22 protein-coding genes are annotated in these 23,370 nt (G+C 54.2%); 6 read left to right on the forward strand and 16 right to left on the reverse strand.

Annotation, left to right across the window (positions count from 1 at the left end; translation table 11 throughout):
- Positions 1–6: 6 nt before the first annotated feature.
- The 6 genes from BN873_RS08975 to aceA form a co-directional block, all read right to left on the reverse strand.
- A complete protein-coding gene (locus BN873_RS08975) occupies positions 7–480 on the reverse strand; it encodes a regulatory protein RecX (RefSeq protein WP_048673054.1) in 474 nt (157 codons plus the stop codon).
- The gene (gene recA, locus BN873_RS08980) at positions 458–1,537 is read right to left on the reverse strand and encodes a recombinase RecA (protein ID WP_048673056.1); all 1,080 of its coding nucleotides are present in this window, start codon (positions 1,535–1,537) and stop codon (positions 458–460) included. Before recA ends, BN873_RS08975 begins: the two co-directional genes overlap by 23 nt.
- 213 nt (positions 1,538–1,750) lie before the next feature.
- Positions 1,751–2,851, reverse strand: a complete 1,101-nt coding sequence (locus BN873_RS08985; RefSeq protein ID WP_320411707.1) for a response regulator — start codon at positions 2,849–2,851, stop codon at positions 1,751–1,753.
- Between the two features lie 193 nt (positions 2,852–3,044).
- The gene (locus tag BN873_RS08990; RefSeq protein ID WP_048673060.1) at positions 3,045–3,866 is read right to left on the reverse strand and encodes a histidine kinase dimerization/phospho-acceptor domain-containing protein; all 822 of its coding nucleotides are present in this window, start codon (positions 3,864–3,866) and stop codon (positions 3,045–3,047) included.
- Positions 3,867–3,939: 73 nt separating this feature from the next.
- Positions 3,940–5,538 (reverse strand): malate synthase A, encoded by a 1,599-nt coding sequence (gene aceB / locus BN873_RS08995; protein ID WP_048673061.1) that lies wholly within the window; start codon positions 5,536–5,538, stop codon positions 3,940–3,942.
- Positions 5,539–5,686: 148 nt separating this feature from the next.
- Entirely contained in the window at positions 5,687–6,979 is a 1,293-nt protein-coding gene (gene aceA / locus BN873_RS09000) for an isocitrate lyase (RefSeq protein ID WP_048673064.1), read from the reverse strand.
- Positions 6,980–7,188: 209 nt separating this feature from the next.
- Here aceA and BN873_RS09005 point away from each other — a divergent pair, with 209 nt between their 5' ends.
- The 3 genes from BN873_RS09005 to BN873_RS09015 all read left to right on the forward strand — a co-directional run bounded on the left by BN873_RS09005 (position 7,189) and on the right by BN873_RS09015 (position 9,333).
- A complete protein-coding gene (locus tag BN873_RS09005; RefSeq protein ID WP_048673066.1) occupies positions 7,189–8,151 on the forward strand; it encodes a glucokinase in 963 nt (320 codons plus the stop codon).
- Between the two features lie 118 nt (positions 8,152–8,269).
- On the forward strand, positions 8,270–8,872 hold the full coding sequence (locus BN873_RS09010; protein ID WP_242434402.1) for a Tll0287-like domain-containing protein: 603 nt from the start codon (positions 8,270–8,272) through the stop codon (positions 8,870–8,872).
- A gap of 8 nt (positions 8,873–8,880) precedes the next feature.
- Entirely contained in the window at positions 8,881–9,333 is a 453-nt protein-coding gene (locus tag BN873_RS09015) for an NUDIX hydrolase (protein WP_048673068.1), read from the forward strand.
- Between the two features lie 57 nt (positions 9,334–9,390).
- On the opposite strand, the gene BN873_RS09020 is transcribed toward BN873_RS09015, so the two are convergent.
- From BN873_RS09020 to BN873_RS09055, 8 genes are all read right to left on the reverse strand, one after another.
- Entirely contained in the window at positions 9,391–10,500 is a 1,110-nt protein-coding gene (locus BN873_RS09020) for a PstS family phosphate ABC transporter substrate-binding protein (RefSeq protein WP_048673070.1), read from the reverse strand.
- A gap of 183 nt (positions 10,501–10,683) precedes the next feature.
- Entirely contained in the window at positions 10,684–11,418 is a 735-nt protein-coding gene (locus BN873_RS09025; protein WP_048673072.1) for an ABC transporter ATP-binding protein, read from the reverse strand.
- The gene (locus tag BN873_RS09030) at positions 11,415–12,185 is read right to left on the reverse strand and encodes an ABC transporter ATP-binding protein (protein WP_048673074.1); all 771 of its coding nucleotides are present in this window, start codon (positions 12,183–12,185) and stop codon (positions 11,415–11,417) included. Before BN873_RS09030 ends, BN873_RS09025 begins: the two co-directional genes overlap by 4 nt.
- On the reverse strand, positions 12,163–13,275 hold the full coding sequence (locus BN873_RS09035; protein ID WP_053085283.1) for a branched-chain amino acid ABC transporter permease: 1,113 nt from the start codon (positions 13,273–13,275) through the stop codon (positions 12,163–12,165). Before BN873_RS09035 ends, BN873_RS09030 begins: the two co-directional genes overlap by 23 nt.
- Entirely contained in the window at positions 13,272–14,159 is an 888-nt protein-coding gene (locus BN873_RS09040; RefSeq protein WP_102047019.1) for a branched-chain amino acid ABC transporter permease, read from the reverse strand. Before BN873_RS09040 ends, BN873_RS09035 begins: the two co-directional genes overlap by 4 nt.
- Positions 14,160–14,246: 87 nt before the next feature.
- A complete protein-coding gene (locus BN873_RS09045; protein ID WP_048673076.1) occupies positions 14,247–15,407 on the reverse strand; it encodes an ABC transporter substrate-binding protein in 1,161 nt (386 codons plus the stop codon).
- A gap of 302 nt (positions 15,408–15,709) precedes the next feature.
- Positions 15,710–16,741 carry a hypothetical protein gene (locus BN873_RS09050; protein ID WP_048673078.1) on the reverse strand — a complete coding sequence of 344 codons (1,032 nt, stop codon included), beginning with the start codon at positions 16,739–16,741 and terminating at the stop codon, positions 15,710–15,712.
- Between the two features lie 155 nt (positions 16,742–16,896).
- Positions 16,897–17,799 (reverse strand): recombination-associated protein RdgC, encoded by a 903-nt coding sequence (locus BN873_RS09055; RefSeq protein ID WP_048673080.1) that lies wholly within the window; start codon positions 17,797–17,799, stop codon positions 16,897–16,899.
- Between the two features lie 206 nt (positions 17,800–18,005).
- On the opposite strand from BN873_RS09055, the gene BN873_RS09060 reads away from it, so the two are divergent.
- The 3 genes from BN873_RS09060 to hflD all read left to right on the forward strand — a co-directional run bounded on the left by BN873_RS09060 (position 18,006) and on the right by hflD (position 20,394).
- Positions 18,006–18,341 (forward strand): phasin family protein, encoded by a 336-nt coding sequence (locus BN873_RS09060; protein WP_048673082.1) that lies wholly within the window; start codon positions 18,006–18,008, stop codon positions 18,339–18,341.
- Positions 18,342–18,664: 323 nt separating this feature from the next.
- Positions 18,665–19,753, forward strand: coding sequence for a tRNA 2-thiouridine(34) synthase MnmA (gene mnmA, locus BN873_RS09065; protein WP_048673084.1), 1,089 nt, complete (start codon positions 18,665–18,667; stop codon positions 19,751–19,753).
- A 23-nt stretch (positions 19,754–19,776) separates the two neighbouring features.
- Positions 19,777–20,394, forward strand: coding sequence for a high frequency lysogenization protein HflD (gene hflD / locus BN873_RS09070; RefSeq protein ID WP_071244105.1), 618 nt, complete (start codon positions 19,777–19,779; stop codon positions 20,392–20,394).
- 6 nt (positions 20,395–20,400) lie between these two features.
- On the opposite strand, the gene relA is transcribed toward hflD, so the two are convergent.
- Together relA and BN873_RS09080 are read right to left on the reverse strand one after the other, a co-directional pair.
- The gene (gene relA, locus BN873_RS09075) at positions 20,401–22,575 is read right to left on the reverse strand and encodes a GTP diphosphokinase (protein ID WP_053085284.1); all 2,175 of its coding nucleotides are present in this window, start codon (positions 22,573–22,575) and stop codon (positions 20,401–20,403) included.
- Positions 22,576–22,753: 178 nt separating this feature from the next.
- Positions 22,754–23,149 carry a c-type cytochrome domain-containing protein gene (locus BN873_RS09080; RefSeq protein WP_071244095.1) on the reverse strand — a complete coding sequence of 132 codons (396 nt, stop codon included), beginning with the start codon at positions 23,147–23,149 and terminating at the stop codon, positions 22,754–22,756.
- Positions 23,150–23,370: the final 221 nt, after the last annotated feature.

Consider the following 23,370-nt stretch of genomic DNA (forward strand, 5'->3'; position numbering starts at 1 on the left):
AAAAATTTAGTCCGTTGCAAACAACTGCTTGATTTGATCCAGGGTAAACCCATGCTGGCGCAATACGCGAGTTTGCTGCATTCGTCCAGCGACATCGGCGGGGTAGTGAGATTTGAAGCGTTTGTGATGCAAGTCGCGCAGCTTAGCGGGCCAACTGTCCTCCAACATCGCCAGCGTTGCGGTCACTATCTCTTCAGGTACTCCGCGCTCACGCAGTTCACGCGCGATCCGCAGCGGCCCATACCCCTTATCCGCGCGCGAACAGGCGTATAACTCCGCATAGCGACCTTCATCCAGCAAGCGTTCCGCCGCTAACTGCTCCAGCACAAGGCCAATCGGCTCGGCCGGGAAACCACGCTGGAGCAGTTTTTGGCGCAATTCCAGGCGAGAATGCTCACGTCGCGCCAACAACTCCAGCGCTTTGGCGCGGATAACGGCCGGCTCCGCCGAGGTTTGCTCAGGCGTCCGTGTCCAGTTCATCACTACCGGAAAGGCTGGCTTCATCCTCGATAGGACCATTGGCATCAACGGCGGGGACTGCCTCGGGGCGGGACAGGAAATGGGTACGGATTTTCTCCTCCAGCTCGCGTGCCAATTCGGGATTTTCCTTGAGATATGAGCGGGCATTCTCCTTGCCTTGACCGATGCGTACTCCATTACAGCTATACCAAGCGCCGGACTTGTCAATCAAGGCAAGCTTAACCCCCAGATCGATGATCTCGCCCAGCCGTGAAGTGCCCTCGCCATAGAGAATCTCGAACTCGGCTTGCTTAAACGGTGGGGCAACCTTGTTTTTGACCACTTTGACCCGCGTTTCGCTGCCGATCACATCATCGCCTTTTTTGATCGAGCCGATTCGCCGGATATCCAGCCGCACAGAGGCGTAAAACTTGAGCGCGTTACCGCCGGTGGTCGTTTCCGGCGAGCCGAACATGACGCCGATCTTCATTCGGATCTGATTGATGAAGATGACGAGGGTATTGGAGCGTTTGATGTTGGCCGTGAGCTTGCGTAGCGCCTGACTCATCAGCCGGGCGTGCAACCCGACGTGTGAATCGCCCATATCCCCTTCGATTTCGGCTTTAGGGGTCAGCGCCGCCACCGAGTCAACCACCACGGTATCGACCGCGCTAGATCGCACCAACATATCGGCGATCTCCAGCGCTTGCTCTCCGGTATCGGGTTGAGAGACCAAAAGGTCATCGACATTGACCCCTAGCTTAGCGGCATAAATGGGATCGAGCGCATGTTCGGCATCGATAAACGCCGCGCAGCCTCCTTGGCGCTGCGTCTCGGCGATGACCTGTAAGGCGAGCGTGGTTTTCCCTGAAGATTCAGGGCCATAGATTTCGGTCACCCGCCCACGCGGCAACCCACCGATTCCCAGCGCGATGTCCAGCCCCAAGGAACCGGTGGAGACTGTGGTGATATCCCGCGCTACGCTGGTATCCCCTAGCCGCATCACCGCTCCTTTGCCGAATTGCCGTTCGATCTGCACCAGTGCCCCGGCCAGGGCTTTTTTCTTGTTGTCATCCATCCTGCTTGTTCCCCTCCGGGTGAGATAAGCGGTTAACCGGGCAGAACCGGTTGTTTTGGCGATTATTCCATAGAAGAGGTGGCTAACCTAGCCCTCTCTTTCCACGCTCTCATCAGGTTGTTATCGATGAGTCATTGGATAATATGCAGTTGGTAAGATTGCCAAAGAGCGATCCATCGCTAAACGTGCTTGTAGCGTTGCTGCCGTTAGCGCTTACGCGACCGGCGACAGCCAATGTGAGATTGTTTGCTTAAGATCTTCCAGGAAAAAAGGTTTTTTTAGATAGTCATCCATTCCAGCGGCCAAACAGCGTTCGCGATCACCCGGTAGTGCGCTGGCCGTCAAGGCGATAATCGGCATCCGCTCCCGACCTTCAACCAATTCCAAGGCGCGAATCCGGCGAGTTGCTTCATAACCATCCACATCCGGCATCTGACAGTCCATCAAAACCAGATCATATCTATGTGCATGCGCCATCTGCACAGCTATCACTCCATTTTGCGCAGTTTCGACCGTAAGGCCGCAATAGTTGAGAAAATTTTCTGCCACCAAAACATTCACTGGATTGTCATCTACCAGTAGCGCAACACCGCTCCAACAAGCTTCGACCACCGGTTTAGACCGAACAGACGTTACCGTCTGTTCTTCTTTTGCTAGGAAAAACCGGCCACTAAAACTAAAACAAGAGCCAACCCCCAGTTCACTCTGTAACTCCAGCTTGCCTCCCAACAGCCTCACTAACTGCTGGCTGATCGCCAATCCCAGTCCAGAACCACCATAACGGCGGGTGTGGGAATCATCGGCCTGAGAGAAGGACTCGAAAATAATCGACTGTTTTTCCTTCGGAATGCCGATTCCGGTATCGTGCACTTGAAACTGTATAATTAAAGACCCATCTGCATCAGTTTCAAGATATCTCACCACCACCTTGATCTGGCCATGCTCGGTAAATTTCAGCGCATTGCCCACTAAATTGACTAAAACCTGCCGCAAGCGGCCCACGTCGCTATGCAGGCGATCTGGTGCATTCGGATCAATCGATACCAGCAGATCCAAATGCTTTTCCTTAGCGCGACCACCGAGTAAATCAACGATATCGTTAATGGTTTTGCGTAAGGAGAAATCTTCAGGCGACAGTTGCAGGCGGCCAGCCTCAATCCGAGAAAAATCCAGGATTTGATTGACCAGGGCCAGCAAATGCTCACCGGAATGCTTCAGCGTCGCTAAAAAATGTTGGTGCTGCTGGTCGAACGGTAGATTCATCAACAACTGCGTCATGCCCAATACCCCATTGAGAGGCACCCGATTACCCACATCTTTTTATATTTTACAATCAATCGGTTATGATGATCTGATATGACTGTCAGCCGCTAAGAATCCACGCTCGTGCTGGCGTTCCTAAAGGGTTTACTGGTTTTCAATGTCTTGATCTGCTCTGGGGCACATGGAATCGCTTCAACATCAATCCGATGATGGCCGGTAATATGTTGATTTATAAAATATAAACTCAAAGCAATACTAAATTCCGCGTAACATATTGAGTATAAAGACAAAAAAGATGTGGGTAATCGGGTGCATTGAGAGGGGTGCGAATTTCATGGCTCATATTGGCCAGAAATTGGCTCTTGGCGGAATTGGCGGCCTCAGCGGCTTCCTTAGCCTGTTTAGCCTTCTCAAGCGCATCCACCAATTGAAATCGCAGGCGCAAGACTTCGACGGCGTTTCGCTCCAAACGCCGGACGCTGACTAAAGCCAGTGGGATGAACATCACCAGAAAGCCACCAATTCCTATGATCTGCTCGCTACGACCTCCAAACAGAATCAGATAGATCGCGGCAGGCACCAACATCGGTATCACCATAGCGGTATACGATTTTGCCGATCCCGACATCGAAAAAACGCTAACCGCCGCAATTCCAGTAATTGCCATGAGAGCAACGGTTTGGTTGGGGTTACCTGGTGGGGGATAAAAAACACTCCCTAAAAGCCCCCACAGCAACCCTGCGAGTGCGGTTCGCAGGACAAAACGACGCTCCCATTGTTTGGCGTGGGTCAGGGCATCATCGGCCCTACGATAAGCGCGGATTAATTGGTAACGCCAGATCACTACGCTATTGGTGGCTATCCACCACAACAAAAGGGCTTGCCAATTGCCACCCTCAATTAACACGCCGACCATGATGGTCGAAAAAACGGTAGCCGCCACCAAATTGAACGGGGTAAGCCGATAAAGCGCAGCGATCCGCTCGGCAAAAACACGCGCCTCAAGCTCCGACTCTGCGGTTTCACTGGCCGATAAATTGATCTGGTCCGTTGCGGTGGCGTTCATGTAGCTCATTGTAAGCCAAAATAAAAACGGCGCTAAACACGCCGTTTTTATTTATAAAACAAAGCCCTCCCGATTAATCCATCGCTTCATACAACGGCAGGGTCAGAAACTCTGGATAATTCGGATCCAGCGACATTTTCTCAAAGATACCCGCCGCCTGATCGTAGGTCGCGGTGTCCTCACCCTGAGCGCTGACGGTCTTTTTCACCTTCGCCAGTTCTTCGGGGATCAGGCTGCGCACCAGATCAGCGGTGACTTTGCGACCATCGTCCAGTATGCCCTTCGGGCTGACCACCCACTGCCAGACCTGTGAGCGGGAAATTTCCGCCGTGGCGGCGTCTTCCATCAAATTGTGAATCGGCACGCACCCATTGCCCGCCAGCCACGAACCCAGATAGTGGATGCCGACGTTGATGTTATTGCGCAAGCCCACTTCAGTAATCGGCGTTTCCGGCTGAAAGTTGAGGAAATCCTTACCCGCAAACACCTCGGTACGCTGCTTCTGCCACTGATTCGGCTTGTCACCCAAGACCTTAACAAATTCCTCGTGAGCAATCGGCACCAGACCGGGATGGGCCACCCAGCCGCCGTCGAAACCGTCATTGGCGTCGCGGGTCTTGTCATGGCGGATACCGGCCAGCGCCTTTTCATTGGCAACCGGATCATCCTTAATCGGAATCAGTGCCGACATGCCGCCCATCGCGGGGGCGCCGCGCTTGTGGCAGACCTTGACCAGTTGCAGCGCGTAAGAGCGCATAAACGGCACTTCCATAGTAATCGCGCCGCGATTGGCCAGACAGAAATCCTTGTTCTTCTTGAATTTCTTGATGCAGCTAAAGATGTAATCCCAGCGTCCGGCATTCAGCCCGGCGCTGTGTTCGCGCAGTTCGTAGAGGATTTCTTCCATCTCGAAGGTGGCGAGAATGGTTTCGATCAGCACGGTGGCCTTGATGGTGCCGCGTGGAATGCCGAGTTCATCCTGCGCCATGCAGAAAATCTCGTTCCACAACCGCGCTTCCAGATGGCTCTCCATCTTCGGCAGATAATAGAACGGCCCGGCGCCACGGGCGATTTGCTCCTGGGCGTTGTGGAAGAACACTAGGCCAAAATCGAAGATACCGCCGGAAACGCGCTGGCCATCCACCAAGACGTGCTTTTCGTCCAGATGCCAGCCACGCGGACGAATCTGCAAGGTGGCGATATTGTCGTTGAGCTTGTATTCCTTGCCGACTTCATTGACAAAGCTGAGCTTGCGACGGATGGCGTCTTTCAGATTCACCTGGCCCTGAATCTGGTTGAACCAGTTGGGACTGTTGGAATCCTCGAAATCGGTCATGTAGGAATCAGCGCCGGAGTTATAGGCGTTGATGATCATTTTCGCTTCGACCGGGCCGGTGATTTCGGTGCGACGACGCTCCAAAGCTTTCGGCAGCGGCGCGATTTTCCAGTCACCGTCGCGGACGGCTTTGGTTTCCGGCAGAAAATCCGGCATTTCACCGGCATCGATACGCGCTTGACGTTCAACGCGCTTCTTCAGCAATTCCTGACGGCGCGGCTCAAACGCCCGGTGCAACTTCGCCACCAGGCTCAGTGCGTCATGGGTCAGAATTTCATCAAAACGGGGATGCAGCGGGGCGTTGACTTGCACGCCAGCAGGTAACTTGAGGCTCACGGCGGCTCCTTTAGAGAGAGGTTCGTTCAAAAGCGGCAGAAATTATTTTAGCGGTTTCCAATGGCAAAAACCCGGAGGGATTCTCCGGGTTCGCGTAGACCTCAACGCCGCCTGCCGATACGACAGTGCAGGCGGCGAAATTGCAGGCTTAGTGGAATTGCTCTTCCTCGGTCGAACCGGTCAGCGCCGTGACGGACGACACACCGCCCTGAATCACGGTGGTCACCTCGTCGAAATAACCCGTGCCGACTTCCTGCTGGTGACTGACGAAGGTATAGCCACGGTCGCGGGCAGCGAATTCTGGCTCCTGCACCTTCTCAACGTAGGCCGACATGCCGCGCTTCACATAATCCTGCGCCAGATCAAACATGTGGTACCACATGTTGTGAATACCGGCTAGGGTGATGAACTGGTACTTGTAGCCCATCGCGCCCAGCTCGCGCTGGAACTTGGCGATGGTGGCATCGTCCAGATTCTTCTTCCAGTTAAACGACGGCGAGCAGTTGTAGGCCAGCAGCTTGCCGGGGAACTTGTCACGAATCGCGTCGGCAAATTTCTTGGCAAAGTTCAGATCGGGGGTACCGGTCTCGCACCACACCATATCGGCATACGGCGCATAGGCCAGACCGCGTGAAATGGCCTGATCCACGCCCTTGCGGGTCTTGTAGAAGCCTTCCACAGTACGCTCGCCGGTGCAGAACGGCTTGTCGTTCTCGTCGCAATCGCTGGTCAACAGGTCGGCCGCTTCGGCATCGGTACGGGCCAGCAGAATGGTCGGCACGCCGTACACGTCAGCCGCCAGGCGGGCGGCGATCAATTTCTGCACCGCTTCCTGGCTGGGCACCAGCACCTTACCGCCCATGTGGCCGCACTTCTTGACCGAGGCCAGTTGATCCTCAAAATGGACGCCCGCCGCCCCGGCGCGAATCATCCGCTTCATCAGCTCATGGGCGTTGAGCACGCCACCGAAACCGGCTTCGGCATCGCCAACGATGGGCAGGAAGTAGTCGATGAAATCCTTATGGCCGGGGCCAATACCGCGAGAGCACTGAATTTCGTCGGCGCGCTTAAAGGTATTATTGATGCGCTCGACCACCACCGGCACGGAGTCCACCGGATACAGCGATTGGTCGGGATACATCGACATGTAGCTATTGTTGTCGGCGGCGACCTGCCAGCCGGACAGGTAAATGGCCTTGACGCCGGCCTTGGCTTGCTGCATCGCCTGACCGCCGGTCAGCGCACCCAAGCAGTTCACATAAGGAGTATTGTTAACCAGGTCCCACAGCTTCTCAGCGCCCCGTTGCGCCAGACTGTATTCAACCGGCAGATTGCCGCGCAGCCGCACCACGTCTTCAGCGGTATAGCCGCGCTTGATGCCTTTCCAGCGGGGATTCTCGGCCCAATCTTTTTTCAGTTGTTCAACGCTTAGAAATGACATTTTTTATCCTCTTGGGGGTTTACGTGATAGGTGCTCAAGACCTGTTTATCATTTCGCAAGGCCCCCAATCATTTTCATCGTAAAATTAAGGGCACATCGAGAAATTGTGGTCATTTTAATGCCGCTATGCAACATTTTACAACATTGTTCGGCCAAGACGGCCAGGCATTGAAACGCCGCGCCTTTTCCATTCAGCAGGAATTCCCGCAATGACCCAAAATCCTACCGAAATTCCCGATTTGATCGCCGATATCGGCGGAACCAATGCCCGTTTTGCACTGGCAACCGCCGACGGGCGTATCCAGGCTGAGCGGATTCTGAGCGGTGCGGATTACCCTGATCTGATCCAGGCCGCCACCGCTTATCTGCGTGATAGTCCTCACCCCCGGCCACGCCGCGCCGCCGTCGCGGTCGCCACACCGGTCACCGGAGATTGGGTTCAATTCACCAACAGTTCCTGGTCTTTCTCGCAGGAGGCCGCTCGCCAAGCGTTGGCATTGGAAGATTTAGTCATTATCAATGATTTCACCGCCTTGGCGTTGGCACTCCCGTTGCTGGATTCACACGAACGCCGAGCGGTCGGTGGTGGGGATGCAGTCGATAAAGCCCCTATTGCTTTACTGGGCGCAGGAACCGGCTTAGGAGTTTCGGGACTGGTCTGGTCGAAAAGCCACTGGATTCCACTAGAAGCCGAAGGCGGTCATGCCACCTTCTCGGCCACCGATGAGCGGGAATGGGCTGTCTATCAAGTCTTGCAGCAGCGCTTTGGCCATGTCTCCCCCGAACGCCTTTTGTCTGGACCAGGACTGGTCAACGTCTACACCGCGTTGGCCGAAATCCAAGGCTGGCAGGCCGAAAAGCTGACGCCGGCTGACATCACCAATCGGGCCATGGCGGGAAGCTGCCTTCACTGCGTCGAGGTGCTGGAACTATTCTGCGGCGCATTAGGTACGGCGGCGGGTAATTTGGCCATGACACTGGGTGCTTTAGGAGGGGTTTATATCGGCGGTGGTATCGTACCCAAGCTGGGCGATTTCTTTGATCGCTCACCGTTCCGAAGCCGGTTTGAGGCCAAAGGCCGATTCAGCGATTATCTCACAAAGATTCCGACCTGGGTCATTACGGCTACCAATCCGGCATTCAGGGGAGTGGTTGCGGCCTTAGCGTATTGACTGAGCGATTGCTTTGGTGTTGAGTCAGAACGGTTAAATTTTTAGCAAAATCAGTAGAGAAACCAGTTTATCTAGACTGCCAAAAAATCCTTAATCTTGAACGAATGGGAGAATCCTCGTGCGCTATGCTCTAATTCTCGCGCTGGGAGCGATACTGGTCAGCGGTGTCGCCCTGTCCCGCCAGAAACAACCACCTGCTGACCCAGCCGATGCTATCCCAACCAAAGAAATCCACAGCAGCCGTGCTATCGTACAGAAATTTAGTGAAACGTTGCAGGCGGCACTGCACCAAGCGATGGAAACTGGCGGCCCGGTCAACGGCATCGCGGTCTGCCATGACAAAGCGGGTCAAATCGCCACGGACCTGTCTGCTGAAGCGGATATGATCGTGGGCCGAACCAGTCTTAAACTCCGCAACGCTAACAACGCTCCAGATAACTGGGAGCTGGCCGTACTGAAACAATTCGATGCGCGTCACGCACAGGGCGAACCCGCCGAGAAGCTGGAATATTTTGCAGTCATTGATGACGATCAAGGGCAGAAAACGTTCCGCTATATGAAAGCGATCCCCACCGCTTCGCCCTGCCTGAAATGCCACGGTGAAACGATTGATTCGGACGTGGAAACTAAACTGAAAGAGCTGTATCCAGAGGATAAAGCACGCGGTTACAAAGAAGGTGAACTACGCGGCGCATTTACGCTATCCAAACCCCTGCCCTAGGAGACTGCATGGAATCCTCACAATGGCTACCTCGGCTCACCGTCGCCACCATCATCGAGCGGGACGGCCGTTTCCTGCTGGTGGAGGAATATGCCGACGGTGAGGAACTGGTCTACAACCAACCCGCCGGACACCTGGACGAGCATGAAACGCTGGCGGCCGCAGCCATTCGAGAGACGCTGGAGGAAACCGCTTGGGAGGTGCAAGTGGACGCCATCGTCGGCGTCTATTACTGGACCCATCCCAAGGGCCACACGTTCATCCGCACCTGTTTCGCCGGTACCGCTTTGCAGCATCATCCCGGCCAACCGCTGGATGATGGCATCCAGCGGGCGCTATGGTTAACCTGGGAAGAAATCGTCGCCTTGGGGCCGAAACTGCGCAGTCCGATGGTACTGCGCTGTCTGGAGGATTACCGCTCTGGAATAAGACATCCGCTCAGTTTAATGAATTATCTTTGAGTAACTCAGTTTGTTAAGCGGGTATGGCTTTTGGTATGGACCCGCCGCAAGGGCTGTTTACAGCGCTGTAACTTCAGCCCTTACTTTCTTGCGATCATTCGCCGGCAATGGAATGACCCCCATGTCATAAAAATAGCCCACTAACCCGGTTGCTTCTTCTGAAGTTAATTCAGTCAAATATTCCTTCAGGCCAGGAATAACCCCAATATGGGATCTTTTCAAAAAGACCTGCATGGAAAAGGTAAGCTCATATTCATTGCGAGAAACTTTAACAACATTGGGTTCCATGCCATCTAAAACCAAAGCTGTTAAATTATTTTTCAATACCATCGTTAGGGCAACAACGCCAACCGTGTCTACACTGGCTTTTAGCTCCTGTATCGCATCAGGAACTTTGGTAAACTCAGTATAGCTGCCGTCCTTTCGAAAAGTTTTACAAGCGGCGTCAAAGGCTTTTGGATCGCTCGCCTCCAAAGCCTTCAAAGACTCAACCTGCCGGCAGCCAACCATAATCAAGGAATTCATATAAGTTTGATAAAGGCCGACAGTCGCCTCTGGCGCCAATACTTGAATCTTACTGTCGGGCAAATCCGGATTGATGCTCTTCCAAGTTTTGTGCGGATTTGGAATCAGTTTGGTGCTGTCTTTCGGATCAGGGACATCCTTGGCAACGGCCAGAAAAAAATCTTTTCGGCTGATCGTTTTCAACCGACCACCTGAAGCTTGAGCGGCTACCAGCGCATCACGCCCCAGATGGAGTTGTACCACGCCTTTCACACCATTTTTATCGCACAGTTCCAGTTCCGAGGGCCGAATATCACGGGTGCCTGCATTAAGGCTAGGCGTTTCAGGGCCAGCACCCGAACAAAAGAGCTTAAAACCCGTGGTGGTATCATTATTCAGAAACTGTGGAGGCTTATATTGGGGAGCCTTGCTAACAAGCTTCTCTCCAGCCTTTAGCATTAAGGGAGCGGGCGTAAAGCCGCCGGCAATAGTAATTTGGCCTGCTCCGCCTTGAGCATTCACGAGATTGATACCAATACCTGCGGTTAAAACAATAACGGCAAGAACAACTTTTTTATCACGCATGACGATAGCCTTTGGTGAGATTTCGTGTAATCCTGTAAGAAACTTATTTTTATTCTTCTGCAATAGCCGTTTGATCATAAACTAATTGAGCATTAGCAGTACCCACTGGGATCCCGACCGCTTTAAGGATACAAACTGTGTGGTTTTCCTTAAGCACAGGCTATGCCTCACAAGCTATAAAAGCATAAAACCCATTAGCCTTCAAGCTCAATATGAGCTTATCGAACCTCTAATAACACAAAATATGCCATTAGTTTACTATTAAGCTCCTAAATAGGCTTCTTTAATGCGCGGATCGCCCAATAACTCTGCACCAGTTCCAGACAATGTAATGGAGCCGGTCTCCAACACATAAGCGCGGGATGCAATGCGCAAGGCCATATTGGCGTTTTGCTCCACCAATAAGATTGTGATACCGGCTTGATTGATGTCTTGAATAATCCGAAAGATATCTTGCACCAAGCGCGGTGACAAACCCATCGACGGCTCATCCAGCAGCATCAATCGTCCCCGGCTCATCAGCGCCCGACCCACAGCCAGCATTTGTTGCTCACCGCCGGATAAGGTACCGCTGGCTTGATGTTGCCGTTCTTTGAGACGCGGAAACGTCTGAAACACCCGCTCGTAATCCGTTTCAATTTCGGCCTTATCCGTGCGCTGCCAAGTCGCCAACCGCAGATTTTCCAATACGGTCAGATTGCCGAAGATACCCCGGCCTTCTGGAACTTGCGCAATCCCTAAAGCCACGATGCGATGGGCGGGAATCCGTTTTAAGTCCTGCCCTTCAAAACGGATGGCGCCGTTATAACTCACCAAACCGGACACGGCGCGCAGAATCGAGGTTTTTCCGGCGCCATTGGCGCCGATCAACGTGACGATTTTGCCTTGCTCCACCGCAAAGGAAACCCCTTGCAGCGCCTTGATACCATCGTAGCTTACCACCAGATCACGCACATCGAGCAGCGTTTGATTAGAACCTGTTGTTTCAGCACTCATCCGACCGGCCCCTCCCCCAGATAAGCTTCCAGCACCTTGGGATTATTCTGGATTTGCTCCGGGGTGCCATCGGCGATGGTTTCGCCAAAATCCAGGACTTTCAGCCGCTCGCAAATGCCCATCACCAATTTCATCTGGTGCTCGATCAATAAAATAGTGAGATGAAATTCTTTCCGAATCCATTGGATGAATTCCATCAGCAGATCAATCTCATTGGGATTCATTCCGGCGGCTGGTTCATCCAGCAACAGCAATTCCGGGCCGATAGCCAAGGCGCGTGCGATCTCCAGCCGCCGCTGCAAGCCATACGGCAGGTTCTTGGCGGTTTCTGCAGCCATCGCTTCCAGATGGAAAATCGCCAGCAAGCGCCGGGAGTTGTCGATGATGCGGCGCTCTTCCCGTTGATAGCGGCCAATCTGCAATAACGCTTCTAACGGGCTGTACTCACCTTGCGCATAATGCGCGATCCGCACGTTATCCAAAACCGATAAATCCCGAAATAAACGGATATTTTGAAAGGTTCGCCCGATCCGTAATGCGGTGATCTGATGCGGGGTCTTGCCGACCAGTTCCGTACCCCTGAACTGGATGCTGCCTTCAGAGGCACGATAAACCCCGGTGATGAGATTGAAGATCGTGGTCTTGCCCGCGCCGTTTGGGCCGATGATCCCCATCAATTCACCGGCTTGCAGTTCCAGATTGAATTCGGAGACCGCGCACAGGCCGCCGAAGTAATGCTTGACCTTACTGGCGGTGAGAAGCGTCATGTGGATTCTCGCGCTCGGCGTGATGTTGGTGTTGGTGGGCGTCCAGATCGCGCTTGGGGACAAACCAGCGAAATTCCCGCAAGCCCATAATGCCGCGCGGCCAGAAAATCATGACCAATACCAGCGCCAACGGCATAATCACCATGCGCCAGACGCCCAGATGGCGGATGAAATACTCATTCAGCGGATCGAATAGCATATCGGGCAGCCAGGACAACAGCGCACCGACGGTCGAAGGTCGCAGCAATTCCAGTAAGACGGTATAGACCGTGGCCCCAAGAATGGAACCGCCAAGCGAGGCGATGCCGCCCAGATACACCATGATCAAAACATCCGTGCTTTTAATAATGTCGAATACGCGCGGACTGATGAATTGCAGCAGATGGGCGAATAAACCGCCGGCGATACCGGCGAAAAACGAGGATAACGTGAAGGCGAGAAATTTAACACGGCGGGTATTGACGCTCATCAACTCACTGGCAATTTCGTCCTCGCGGATCGACAGCACGCCTCGGCCGTATTTGGAATAGACAAAATTTCGGATCACCCACAGCGACAGCACAGTCCAGAAAAACACCCACGGCAAAGTGGTCAGTTTACGGATACCGGGAATACCCCGTGGCCCGCCGATGACATCAATGTTCTCAATCAGCGATTTGACGATCATCAGAAAAGCCAGGGTAATCAACGCCAGATAATCGCCGCGTGTCTTGAACGAGGGCACCGCCACAATCAGCCCGAATAGCGCCGCCACCAAACCACCGGCCAACACCGCCAGCGGAAATAGCCCCGGATACTCGGCAACCGGTAACACTTTCATGGTCAGCAGTGCGGAGGTATAGGCCCCAAGCGCCATAAACCCGGCATGGGCCAGCGAAAACTCGCCCATGTAGCCGTTGACCAGATTCAAGCTGGCGGCCAGGATGATGTTGATACCGACATACATCATCACCAACTGCACATATTTGTTAAACAAGCCGTATTCGGGAATCGCAAAGGCCAGACCAAAGCCGATCAGGATCAGGATCGGCAACAACCAGCGTTGGGCCGCCAGCCACTCCTTGGTTTCAATCAATGCGCTGCTTTTCATACTTTTTGTATCCGCGGCGAACCCAGGATGCCGTAAGGCCGGACGATCAACAACACCAGCAATAAAGCGAAGGCCACGAAATCCCGATAGGTTGACGGCAAGAAAGCCGCGACGAAGATTTCCACGCCACCGAGAATGAAAGCGCCGATCATCGCGCCGCGAATATTGCCGATACCGCCAACGACGGCCGAGATAAATGCTTTCCAGCCCACCATAATCCCCATGTAGGGATCGATCACCGGATAGGCCAGGCCATACATGGTGCCCGCCGCGCCCGCCAGGCCCGCGCCAATGGCGAAGGTCACGGAAATCACCAAATCCACCGGCACGCCCATCAGCGGCACGAAGGTTTTGTCCCACGAAATCGCCCGCATCGCCATGCCGACCGGCGTGCGATGTACCACGTAATCGAGCAGGAACATCAGTCCCAACGACAGGCAAATAATGATGATCTGCAATGAGGAGACCGAAACACCGCCCAGATTCCAGTTGGTGTTTTCCAACAGCGCCGGAATATGCTTGGGATACGGCGCGAGGGCCAGCGTGAAATTCTCCAGGAAAATACCGACGCCCAGCGCGGTGATGATGGCGGACACGCGCGGCGCGTGGCGTAACGGCTTGTAGGCCAGCCGCTCAATTGCCACCCCTAACAGCGCGGTGCCGATCATGGTCAGCAACAACACCGGCGCAAAGGGCAAGCCCAAATACACCGCTGCCAGAAAGCAAAAGAAGGCACCGATCATGAACACGTCGCCGTGGGCGAAATTGATCATGGTCAAGATGCCGTAGACCATCGTATAACCCAAGGCAATCAGGCCGTAGATACTGCCCAATTGCAAGGCGTTCAGGAGCTGCTGAAGCCAGTAAACGATCCCTTCGCTCACGGTTGCTAACCCACCTTAGCACTGATTAATAAGAAAGGCGGCCCAGTGGGCCGCCTTGGCTTGGCTTACACCCTCATCCGCAATCGATTAAGGATTGGCGTTGGTGAAGTAGGTGAATTTGCCGTCCTTGATCTGTAACACCACCGCGCTCTTGATCGGATCGCGCGAATCGGCCTGGAACTTCATATCACCCGTCACGCCCTTATAGCTGGGTAAGGTCGATAATGCGGCGCGAATGGCTTCACGGTCGGCCTTGCCCGCGCTCTTGATCGAGCCGAACAGCAAGCCAAACGCATCATAGGTCAAGGCTGCTACGTCATCCGGCTTGGCGCCATAGGTTTTTTCGTAGTCTTCGATAAACTTTTTGGCCACCGGTGCGGCGTTGTCAGCTGCGTAGTGGGTACTGAAGTAATAGCCATTCAGATCAGCCCCACCCAGCGTCAACAGTTCGTTACTACCCCAGGAATCGCTGCCGATGAACGGGACATTGATGCCCAGGCGTTTGGCTTGCTGCACTTGCAGCGGCACTTCGCTGTAATAGTTCGGCAGGAAAATCACATCAGGCTTGGCGTCCTTGATCTTGGTCAACTGCGCTGAGAAATCCTTGTCGTTGGTGGTATAGGTCTCGAAGGCCACGATCTTGCCGCCCTGCTTCTCATAACTGGCTTTGAAGACTTCGGCAATGCCTTTGTTGTAATCGGACGCTACGTCGTACAGCACTGCGGCATTTTTAGCTTTCAGCTTTTCCAAGGCAAACTTGGCGAGCACACCGCCTTGGAAGGGATCGATGAAGCACGCACGGAAGACATATTTCTTTGGCTTGTTGGTCGTTGTGTCCAGCGTCGTCTTGGGATTGGTTGACCACGGGGTGATCAGCACCGTCTCAGAGCTTTCGGCGATTTCTGAGGCGGGAATCGCGTAGCGGCTGGCGTTAGGGCCAACAATCGCCAGCACTTCGTCCTGGGTAATGAGTTTTTGCGCGGCAGCGGCGGATTGGTCGGCTTTACCGGCGTTATCCTCAATCACCAGTTCCACTTTCATCTTTTGTTTGCCGACTTGCACACCACCGGCAGCGTTGATTTCCTTGACGGCCATTTCAGCGGCGTTCTTACAAGAAGCGCCTACGGCGGGCATATCGCCGGTCAATTCGGCGATCACCCCCAGCTTCAAGGTTTTCTCAGCAGCCGAAACGGTAAAGCCAAAAGAAAACAAGCAAGTGGCTATCGCTAGCGCCAATACTTTTCGCATGTGTATCTCCCTAAATTTCATCACGATGAGCTAGATTTCGTGGTTTCTAAACAGTGAGCCGGGCCAAAGAAAGCAAGGCTTCTGCTCCAACCGGTCACAGAGGTCATGATAGGTACGCCATTGATCCTGTCACCCGCAGGAAGTATAGCTGTATCAGCACAACTTGTACGATTGTGGCGCCCGTGTTCACCCGTGTAACGCCACCGGTCCTAGCGTGCTACAGCGGGCTACACCCTGGCACAGCGGTTACGCGCGCAGCGGTTCGCTTTGTCATAGCGAGCAGGATCGGGGCTGGCAACAGATTAAAGAGATCCCTTTGACTCCCAAGACGGTGCGATGATCTGTTCCGAACGCTTGCGGCACACTTCTTCCAATTGTTTCAGGATCGTTTCCATTTCGATCAGTTTTTCCAAGATGGAACGGATATCGCGCAAAGCAAAAATCACTTCGACATCCATTTCCAAATATTTTTGCCGCTCGCGGTGCTCGGCCCGCTCGATGCTTGCCTGGATGCTTTCGGTGTGATCGGGTTCGGTACCGAGCAGCCGAATAAACAGCCGCAGCTTCTGGCGCTGTTGTGCCAACCAATCGGTATAGCGATATAAAAGTTCGTACCCATCCTCAATCGAATACGCTTTATAGCGAAATTTCAGCTTGAGATCGTCAAACGTGTTGTGACGTAAGATTTGCCCTTGCTTCCATTGGTCGATGGTGAGTTTGAATTCAAGCGGCAGGAAATCAACCCCGGCTTCAATCCGATTCTTAATAAAATCGAGATCCGCCATTTCTTTCTCGACTTTCTCCATCGTCAGGCGCACTTGTTCATGGATTGCTTGGGCGCGGGTATGTTTTTTGGTCGGAACACTATCTGGCGCCGCGATAGCGACGACGTGACTGCCATCCCGTTCCGCGTCGAGCCATTCGGAGATAGCATCCTCCACGGCGCGCATCCGTGCCTCTAACTGGTCGGTTTCCCGACGTTCCTCGGTGGTTCGCCGCACTTGTGCCCGATCATTTTCAGCCTGCTCCGCCGCTGCCCACTCGGCGATGGTTTGTTCTAAGGCCGCTTTCTCCATCAGCGCTCGTTCAGCGGCGGCGGCTTCGGCTGCTGCCCGTTCCGCCGCCCGTTCCGCCGCCCGTTCCGCCGCCCGTTCCGCGACCCGGTTACCTTGAGCATTTGCGCGCTCTGTCAGCCGCTTCGGCGTCTTTTCCAACGACTGCAACTGTTCATTCGACCGGCCCTGGCTAAAACGCTTCACGAGCCAAAGGGCCAACAAAACCAAACCCACCACACCCGCTAACACGAAGAACCCAGTCAGTTGCCAATCATTCATAGCCTGCCTCTAGAAACTGCCAAGCCTTGCCAAAAGACCCGGATCGATTGTGAAAGATAGCCTCGGCACCGCAAGCAATAACACCTTTTTTTGACTCGTTAGCAGATGGACGCCCGGCCTATTTGCCATCATCACAATGCCTCTCCGACAACCTGCTATGCCTCTCCACCAAACAACGCCAACAGATCCGGTAACAACAGCGTCAATTCACCGGTCATCAGCGCATATTCAGCGTCAAAAATCGCTTCCGGCGAATCCGTGGCACTCTCGCCCAGGGATTCGTGAACCACATCGAGAAATTTTAATCGACGAACCACCAGTGCTTCATCCAGAACAAATTCAATCCGTTCGCGCCAGCGCAAACCCAACTGAGCCACTTGCTTGCCCGCGACCAGATGGCTATGTATCTCGTCGCCAGTCAAATCCTGACCCCGACAACGGACTACGCCCCCTGCCTCGCCCGGTTCTCGCAGTTCGCAACTATCAGCAAACTCAAATCCCGCCGGTGGCCGGCCCTCAGCCAACCAACCTGTCATGGCGGCTGTCACAGACTGCTTCACTTTCGGCGGGGCGATGGCTAAACCAGCCAATGCCTTACGCAATAAGCCGGTGATTTCCTCTACTCGATGGGGGCTGGCGCTATCGACCACTAACCACCCTGCCGCCGGATCTAGATAAGCATAGCTGCGGCGCGCGGCGACCAAAGCAGTCGGCATTAATGCCTGGAGAAGCTGGTCACGCAATTCCTGCCGCTCTCTGCGGCGCACTGACCGCCGCTCTCGGTCTTCGATAGCCGCGATCCGCTCGGCCACCATCTGATTGACCACACCAGCCGGCAACACTTTCTCTTCTGCCTGCAAGCACACCAAAGACCTTCCCGCCACGGCATGAACCAGATCGACCGCTTTGCGACCCAGAGGCGGAACCCAGCCAATGACGCTCGGCTGGAAACTCGGACAAGGCTGAAAAACGTCTTGTGCCAGTCGCGCCGCCAAAGCTTCCCCCAAGGAGGAGAACGGCTCAACAGTGCGAAATAACGTTAGATTTTTAAACCACATGTGAGAGCAATTTGGAAGTCGAAAGGGCCGGCATTATCGACTACCCGCCATAGAATCGCCAAGCGGCTCACCTCAAAAACTATTTTGCATCACGACAACGAAAAGGGTTTATATTGCAATGCAGCAAAAAATTCGTTAAGCTTAATGGGTAAGGTCGATAGAGACCGTCAACTCATTAACCGACATAGTTTTTGTGGAGATTCAGCATGGCGAACGATGCCTCTAGCAAAATTACCGAGCAATATCAAAACTTCCTGAACCCGGTCCTCAAAGCCAATAAGTTATCGGCGGCCAACCTGGAAGCTTTAGTCAATTTCCAGATGAATTCCTTACAGTCCTACATCGATTTGGCGATGAGTCGCATGAAAGCGGCCGCCGATATCAATGATCCGATTAGTTTACAAGCGTTTCTCACAGATCAGGCCCAATCAATTGGCAATTTGCACCAGAAATTCTTGGGTGACACTAAAGCATTAGCCGATTTGATGGCGCGGTTTAAGACCGAATTTGACAAACTGGTCCAGGAAAGCCTGCCAAAGTAAGTTATTCGGTTTAGTCCTCACAGGGGCCGCCTGCTCTAGGGCGGCCTAATTGTTTATGGGCCATGCGGTAATCCGCACCCGTGACCAGGCGAAACCGCACGGCAGAGGTTAGTCCTCTCCCATGCCAGATGATTCCTCGGAAGAGGCAGCTTTCAAACCAGAGTTTATTGTGATGAACCCCATTTCTCTATGGATTATTGGCGCATTAAGGGTCACTAAATTGGCAACTCCACGCCTGCAAACCCGATCCAAAAAGTGTCTGCTATTATAGGTAACTGCACGCCTGAATCTCATACCATCGACGTACCGAGCTTCTCTTTCTGATGCCTCTCACACGAATCATCGTCGGTTTGTCCGGCGGCGTCGATTCTTCAGTCGCTGCGCTGCTGTTGGTTGAGCAGGGATTTGATGTGCATGGGGTGTTCATGAAGAATTGGGAGGACAGTTATGAAGCTGGCTATTGCTCCGCCGCCGATGACTTGGAAGATGCCCGATTAATCTGTGAAACCCTTGCTATCCCCTTGCATCAAGTGAATTTCACCGCCGAATACCAACAACGGGTATTTCGCTATTTCCTCGACGAGTACCGCGCCGGTCGTACACCGAATCCAGATACCCTATGCAACACTGAAATCAAATTTAAGGTGTTCTTGGAACATGCGCGGCGCATGGGTGCGGATCGGATCGCCACGGGCCATTACGCGCAAACTGTGCAGGTAGGGGGACATTGGCGCCTCCTCAAAGGACGGGATACCGGTAAGGACCAGAGCTATTTTCTGTATGGGCTTGATCAGGCTCAACTGGCCAGTGCGCTCTTTCCAGTTGGTGATCTCTGTAAAGAGCAAGTCCGAGAGCGAGCCGCCGCCGCTGGTTTAGTCACCCATGCTAAAAAAGACAGTACGGGGATTTGCTTTATCGGCGAACGCCGATTTGGGGAATTCTTGCAGCGTTATCTGCCCGCCCGGCCCGGCCCGATTCGCTCAACCGACGGCGAACTGCTCGGCGAACACACCGGTCTGATGTTCCATACCATCGGCCAGCGGCAGGGACTTGGCATCGGCGGCCGGCGTACCGGCAGCGGCGAACCCTGGTATGTTGCCGGCAAGGATCTGGCCAACAATACGCTGATCGTCGCTCAAGGCCATGATCATCCGGCCCTCATGCACCGCTGCCTGCAAGCTGCAAAATTGCACTGGATCGCCGGTTCTCCACCCGATCTCCCACTGCGCTGCCAAGCGAAGATCCGCTACCGGCAAGCCGATCAGCCCTGTATCCTGGAAACATTGGATAGGGCAGGCGCCACAGTACGCTTCGATGAGCCGCAACGTGCTATTGCCCCCGGTCAGGCCATCGTCTTTTATTTGAAAGATGAATGCCTGGGCGGTGGCATCATCGACGCTGCCTACGATTGATCCAACCGCAACGCATCTATCCCATGCCTCAGACTGACCATGACCGCGCCATTGCCCTTGCTGGAACCTTACAAGCTGCCGACCTGGTACGTAGCATCGCTCGCCGAGGCCAGGCCAACCCGGAAGAGGTCGATACTTGCCTGAACAGTTTGCTCAAGATCGATGCCGCCAGCAGCATCGAGATTTACGGCGATATCCGCCAGCTACGCTCCGGCTTACAGTTACTGGAAAAACAACTCGGCAACCCCAGCGATATGGAGTTAACTCGATATGCCATCGCGCTGCTGGGTCTTGAGCGAAAACTCTCGCAGCGCACCGATCTTTTAAAAGCGATTGGCATCAGTCTGGAGGAGATCGTACAGAATCTACCCCATTTTCCGATCAATCACAGCAACACCATCGCCCGCTTTGCTGATATTTATTTGAAAAATATCAGCACCCTATCACCGCGCATCATGGTCAATGGCGTCCAGGTTCACTTGAACAATCCCGAAAACGCCAACCGGATTCGCGCATTGTTGTTGGCCGGTGTTCGGGCAGCGACCCTGTGGCGGCAAAGCGGTGGCACGCGACTGACCTTGCTGTTGCGGCGCAATCCACTCCTGCGGGAAACCCGCGTGTTGTTGGCCAATATCCCTTAGCTCACCTCAACGCTTGCGGTACGCTGCCACCACATTGGCCAATTGGCCGATCTTATTCAGTACCCGGCTCAGTTGGACGACATCGGTAATTTCCAACGTCAGGCCCATGTGGGCGATGGCGGTTTCTTTTCGAGTCTGGGTTGCCGCTGCCAGGACATTGACTTGATCGTTAGCCAAAATCGAGGCGATATCGCGCAATAAGCCCGCACGATCCCGCGCCACCACCATGATATCGACGGGATACGTCGCCGGTGTGCTACCCCACTCGACTTGAATGACTCGCTCGTGATGGCGGTTAGCCAATCCCAGAAAATTGGTGCAATCCTGGCGGTGGATAGTCACCCCGCGCCCTTGGGTGATGTAGCCAGCGATTAGCTCGAACGGGGCTGGCCGGCAGCAGCGCGCGGCTTGGGTCAGCAGCCGGCCAACTCCACGAATGCGCACATCATCCTTGCCCGGCCCGGCCATATTGCCTTTGCGCACAATCGATATGATCTCTTCCGCTAGTACCTCTTCCGCCGCCGCCGCAGGCGGCGCGGGCAAAAGATCTTGAATCCGGGTCACGACCTGAGCGGCGGTCAAGGTGCCATGGCCGATGGCCGCGCACAAATCGTCTACTCTGAGAAAGCCCAAGCACTCAGCGACTTCTTCAAACTTGAGATGTTTGATACCGAGCCGCTGGAACTCCCGATCCAGGATCGTTCGACCAGCGGCAATATTTTTTTCTTGATCCTGCTGTAAAAACCATTGCCGGATTTTCGCTCTGGCCCGGCCGGTTTTGATATAGCCTAAATGTGGGCTGAGCCAGTCTCGGCTGGGACCGCCACTCTTCGCAGTCAGCACTTCAACTTGCTGGCCGTTTTTCAGTTCATAACTGAGCGGCACAATCCGTCCATCGATCTTGGCGCCTCGACAGCGATGGCCGATATCGGTATGAATGTGGTAGGCGAAATCAAGCGGTGTGGCGCCTTGCGGAAGATCGACGATGGCGCCTTTGGGGGTAATCGCATAGACCCGATCCTGAAATGCCTCGGCCTTCAACCGCTCCAACAAATCACCGCCGTCACCATCGTCGCCGTCTTCGTCACGATATTCCAACATCTGCCGCAACCAGGCGATCTGCTGTTCAGCCGCTTGGCTAGGCTCTTGGCCCCCTTCCTTGTAGTGCCAATGGGCGGCGACACCCAATTCGGCGTTCTGATGCATGGCGCGCGTGCGGATCTGCACTTCCAACGGTCGTCCTTCAGGACCGATGACTGCCGTATGGAGCGACTGATAGCCGTTTGGCTTGGGATGGGCGATATAATCGTCGAACTCTTGGTGAATATGGCTCCAGTGCGTATGCACCACGCCCAGCGCGGCGTAGCAATCGTTCACTGTCTCTACCAACACCCGCACAGCGCGCACGTCAAAAATTTGCTCGAACGAGAGCCTTTTGCGCTGCATCTTCCGCCAGATGCTATAGATGTGCTTGACTCGACCACTGACTTCGGCGCCGATACCAGCCCGTTGCAATTGCTCCCGCAAGTCTTCCATCACTCGGGCGATGTAGCGTTCTCGGTCAGCGCGACGCTCGTCAAGTGCAACGGCGATCTGTTTATAAACCACCGGGTCCAGATAGCGCAGCGCCAGATCTTCCATCTCCCACTTGATCCGACCGATACCCAATCGGTTAGCCAAGGGGGTGAAAATATCCAGCGTTTCCCGCGCAAGGCGTCGCCGTCTGTCTTCAGATGCTTGCCCAAGTTGACGCAAGGTATGTAACCGCATCGCCAGCTTGATCAGGACAACCCGTACATCCTGTGCCATGGCTAGCAACATCTTGCGCAGTCTTTCCAACTGGGCGCCGATGTGCTGGTGGCTCTGGTGTAATTCGCCAACGGCATCAAGCTTGATGATCCCATCCACCAAAACCGCGACTGAAAGGCCAAAATCCGTTTTGATCCGCTCCAGCTTGATTTGCCCGCTGGCGACTGGGGCGTGCAATAGGGCAGCAGCGATCACTTCGTAAGCCATGCCCAAATCGGCCAACAAATCAGCGACCGCCAAATCCGGTTCACCGCTTAGGACATAGGCATTTCTGACCAGCTCGATTTGCGCGGCCGACCATGGGATCTGTAACGTATCCAGCCATGTATTGAAATCAGCGCCCGCCAGCGCGCTCTGTCTGGAACTGACCATTAGCGTCCCCTAACAAGCATCAGCATCGGGATAACATGACTTTAGCCGGGCGTTCAGCAAAGAAATGGGCAGAGTACGAAGGCGCCCTCAGAATGATGGGCTGCTTGGATCAGCCGATGGTCGCCCGCCTCTTGCTCAGGGAGAGGCGGGCAAAGGCGGGAAACGAAAGAGAACCGGCTTAGTTGTTCTTGGCGCCTTGGTCAACCCATTTGCGCAGAACAATCAGTTGCGCCTCCGGCAACTTCACCTTGCCGTGCGGCATCTGAATCGATGGGTCCACACCAGGACGCCCTTCGATCAACCGATTGAGGCTACTGTTGAGGCTTTGGCCGGGGATGATGACCTTACCCAGCTTGGTCCCTTTCATTACATCGTCATAGGTGGCTACCGATAGACCAGTCTTTTGATAGCCTTCTCCATTGGGTGGCGTATGGCACTCCGCGCAGCTCGCCTTCAGAACAGGAAGCACATCTTTCTGGAAGCTTACCAGCTTGTCCGGCTGTTCTCCGGAACAGCCTACCAACACACCTAACCCTAAAATCAACGCGGATGTAAGCAGTTTACGAGAGTTCATGAATCGTCCCTTGTAGCTATTGTAGACGAGTTGTTTTTAATCACCACGGAGAATACGGCTATCATCTTAACAGACTCCAGTCCTACGGGGAGATGGGCGCGATGAAACTCGCTCGACTTTCCTCAAACCACCATCTGATAAATCATCGGCAAACCCGCAGGCCCCAAGCGATGGGGTCCGCTAACCATCCTTGAATTCGGGCCGATGTCGGTGATCGCCGC

The organism is Candidatus Competibacter denitrificans Run_A_D11 (genome assembly GCF_001051235.1).
GTDB classification, from domain to species: domain Bacteria; phylum Pseudomonadota; class Gammaproteobacteria; order Competibacterales; family Competibacteraceae; genus Competibacter_A; species Competibacter_A denitrificans.

Bases quoted from the DNA above. Each gene is read 5' to 3' on its own strand.
- BN873_RS08975 (WP_048673054.1), bottom strand. From the start codon at position 480: ATGAACTGGACACGGACGCCTGAGCAAACCTCGGCGGAGCCGGCCGTT.
- recA (WP_048673056.1), bottom strand. From the start codon at position 1,537: ATGGATGACAACAAGAAAAAAGCCCTGGCCGGGGCACTGGTGCAGATC.
- BN873_RS08990 (WP_048673060.1), bottom strand. From the start codon at position 3,866: ATGAACGCCACCGCAACGGACCAGATCAATTTATCGGCCAGTGAAACC.
- aceA (WP_048673064.1), bottom strand. From the start codon at position 6,979: ATGTCATTTCTAAGCGTTGAACAACTGAAAAAAGATTGGGCCGAGAAT.
- BN873_RS09005 (WP_048673066.1), top strand. From the start codon at position 7,189: ATGACCCAAAATCCTACCGAAATTCCCGATTTGATCGCCGATATCGGC.
- BN873_RS09015 (WP_048673068.1), top strand. From the start codon at position 8,881: ATGGAATCCTCACAATGGCTACCTCGGCTCACCGTCGCCACCATCATC.
- BN873_RS09020 (WP_048673070.1), bottom strand. From the start codon at position 10,500: ATGATCAAACGGCTATTGCAGAAGAATAAAAATAAGTTTCTTACAGGA.
- BN873_RS09025 (WP_048673072.1), bottom strand. From the start codon at position 11,418: ATGAGTGCTGAAACAACAGGTTCTAATCAAACGCTGCTCGATGTGCGT.
- BN873_RS09030 (WP_048673074.1), bottom strand. From the start codon at position 12,185: ATGACGCTTCTCACCGCCAGTAAGGTCAAGCATTACTTCGGCGGCCTG.
- BN873_RS09035 (WP_053085283.1), bottom strand. From the start codon at position 13,275: ATGAAAAGCAGCGCATTGATTGAAACCAAGGAGTGGCTGGCGGCCCAA.
- BN873_RS09045 (WP_048673076.1), bottom strand. From the start codon at position 15,407: ATGCGAAAAGTATTGGCGCTAGCGATAGCCACTTGCTTGTTTTCTTTT.
- BN873_RS09050 (WP_048673078.1), bottom strand. From the start codon at position 16,741: ATGAATGATTGGCAACTGACTGGGTTCTTCGTGTTAGCGGGTGTGGTG.
- BN873_RS09055 (WP_048673080.1), bottom strand. From the start codon at position 17,799: ATGTGGTTTAAAAATCTAACGTTATTTCGCACTGTTGAGCCGTTCTCC.
- BN873_RS09060 (WP_048673082.1), top strand. From the start codon at position 18,006: ATGGCGAACGATGCCTCTAGCAAAATTACCGAGCAATATCAAAACTTC.
- mnmA (WP_048673084.1), top strand. From the start codon at position 18,665: ATGCCTCTCACACGAATCATCGTCGGTTTGTCCGGCGGCGTCGATTCT.
- hflD (WP_071244105.1), top strand. From the start codon at position 19,777: ATGCCTCAGACTGACCATGACCGCGCCATTGCCCTTGCTGGAACCTTA.
- relA (WP_053085284.1), bottom strand. From the start codon at position 22,575: ATGGTCAGTTCCAGACAGAGCGCGCTGGCGGGCGCTGATTTCAATACA.
- BN873_RS09080 (WP_071244095.1), bottom strand. From the start codon at position 23,149: ATGAACTCTCGTAAACTGCTTACATCCGCGTTGATTTTAGGGTTAGGT.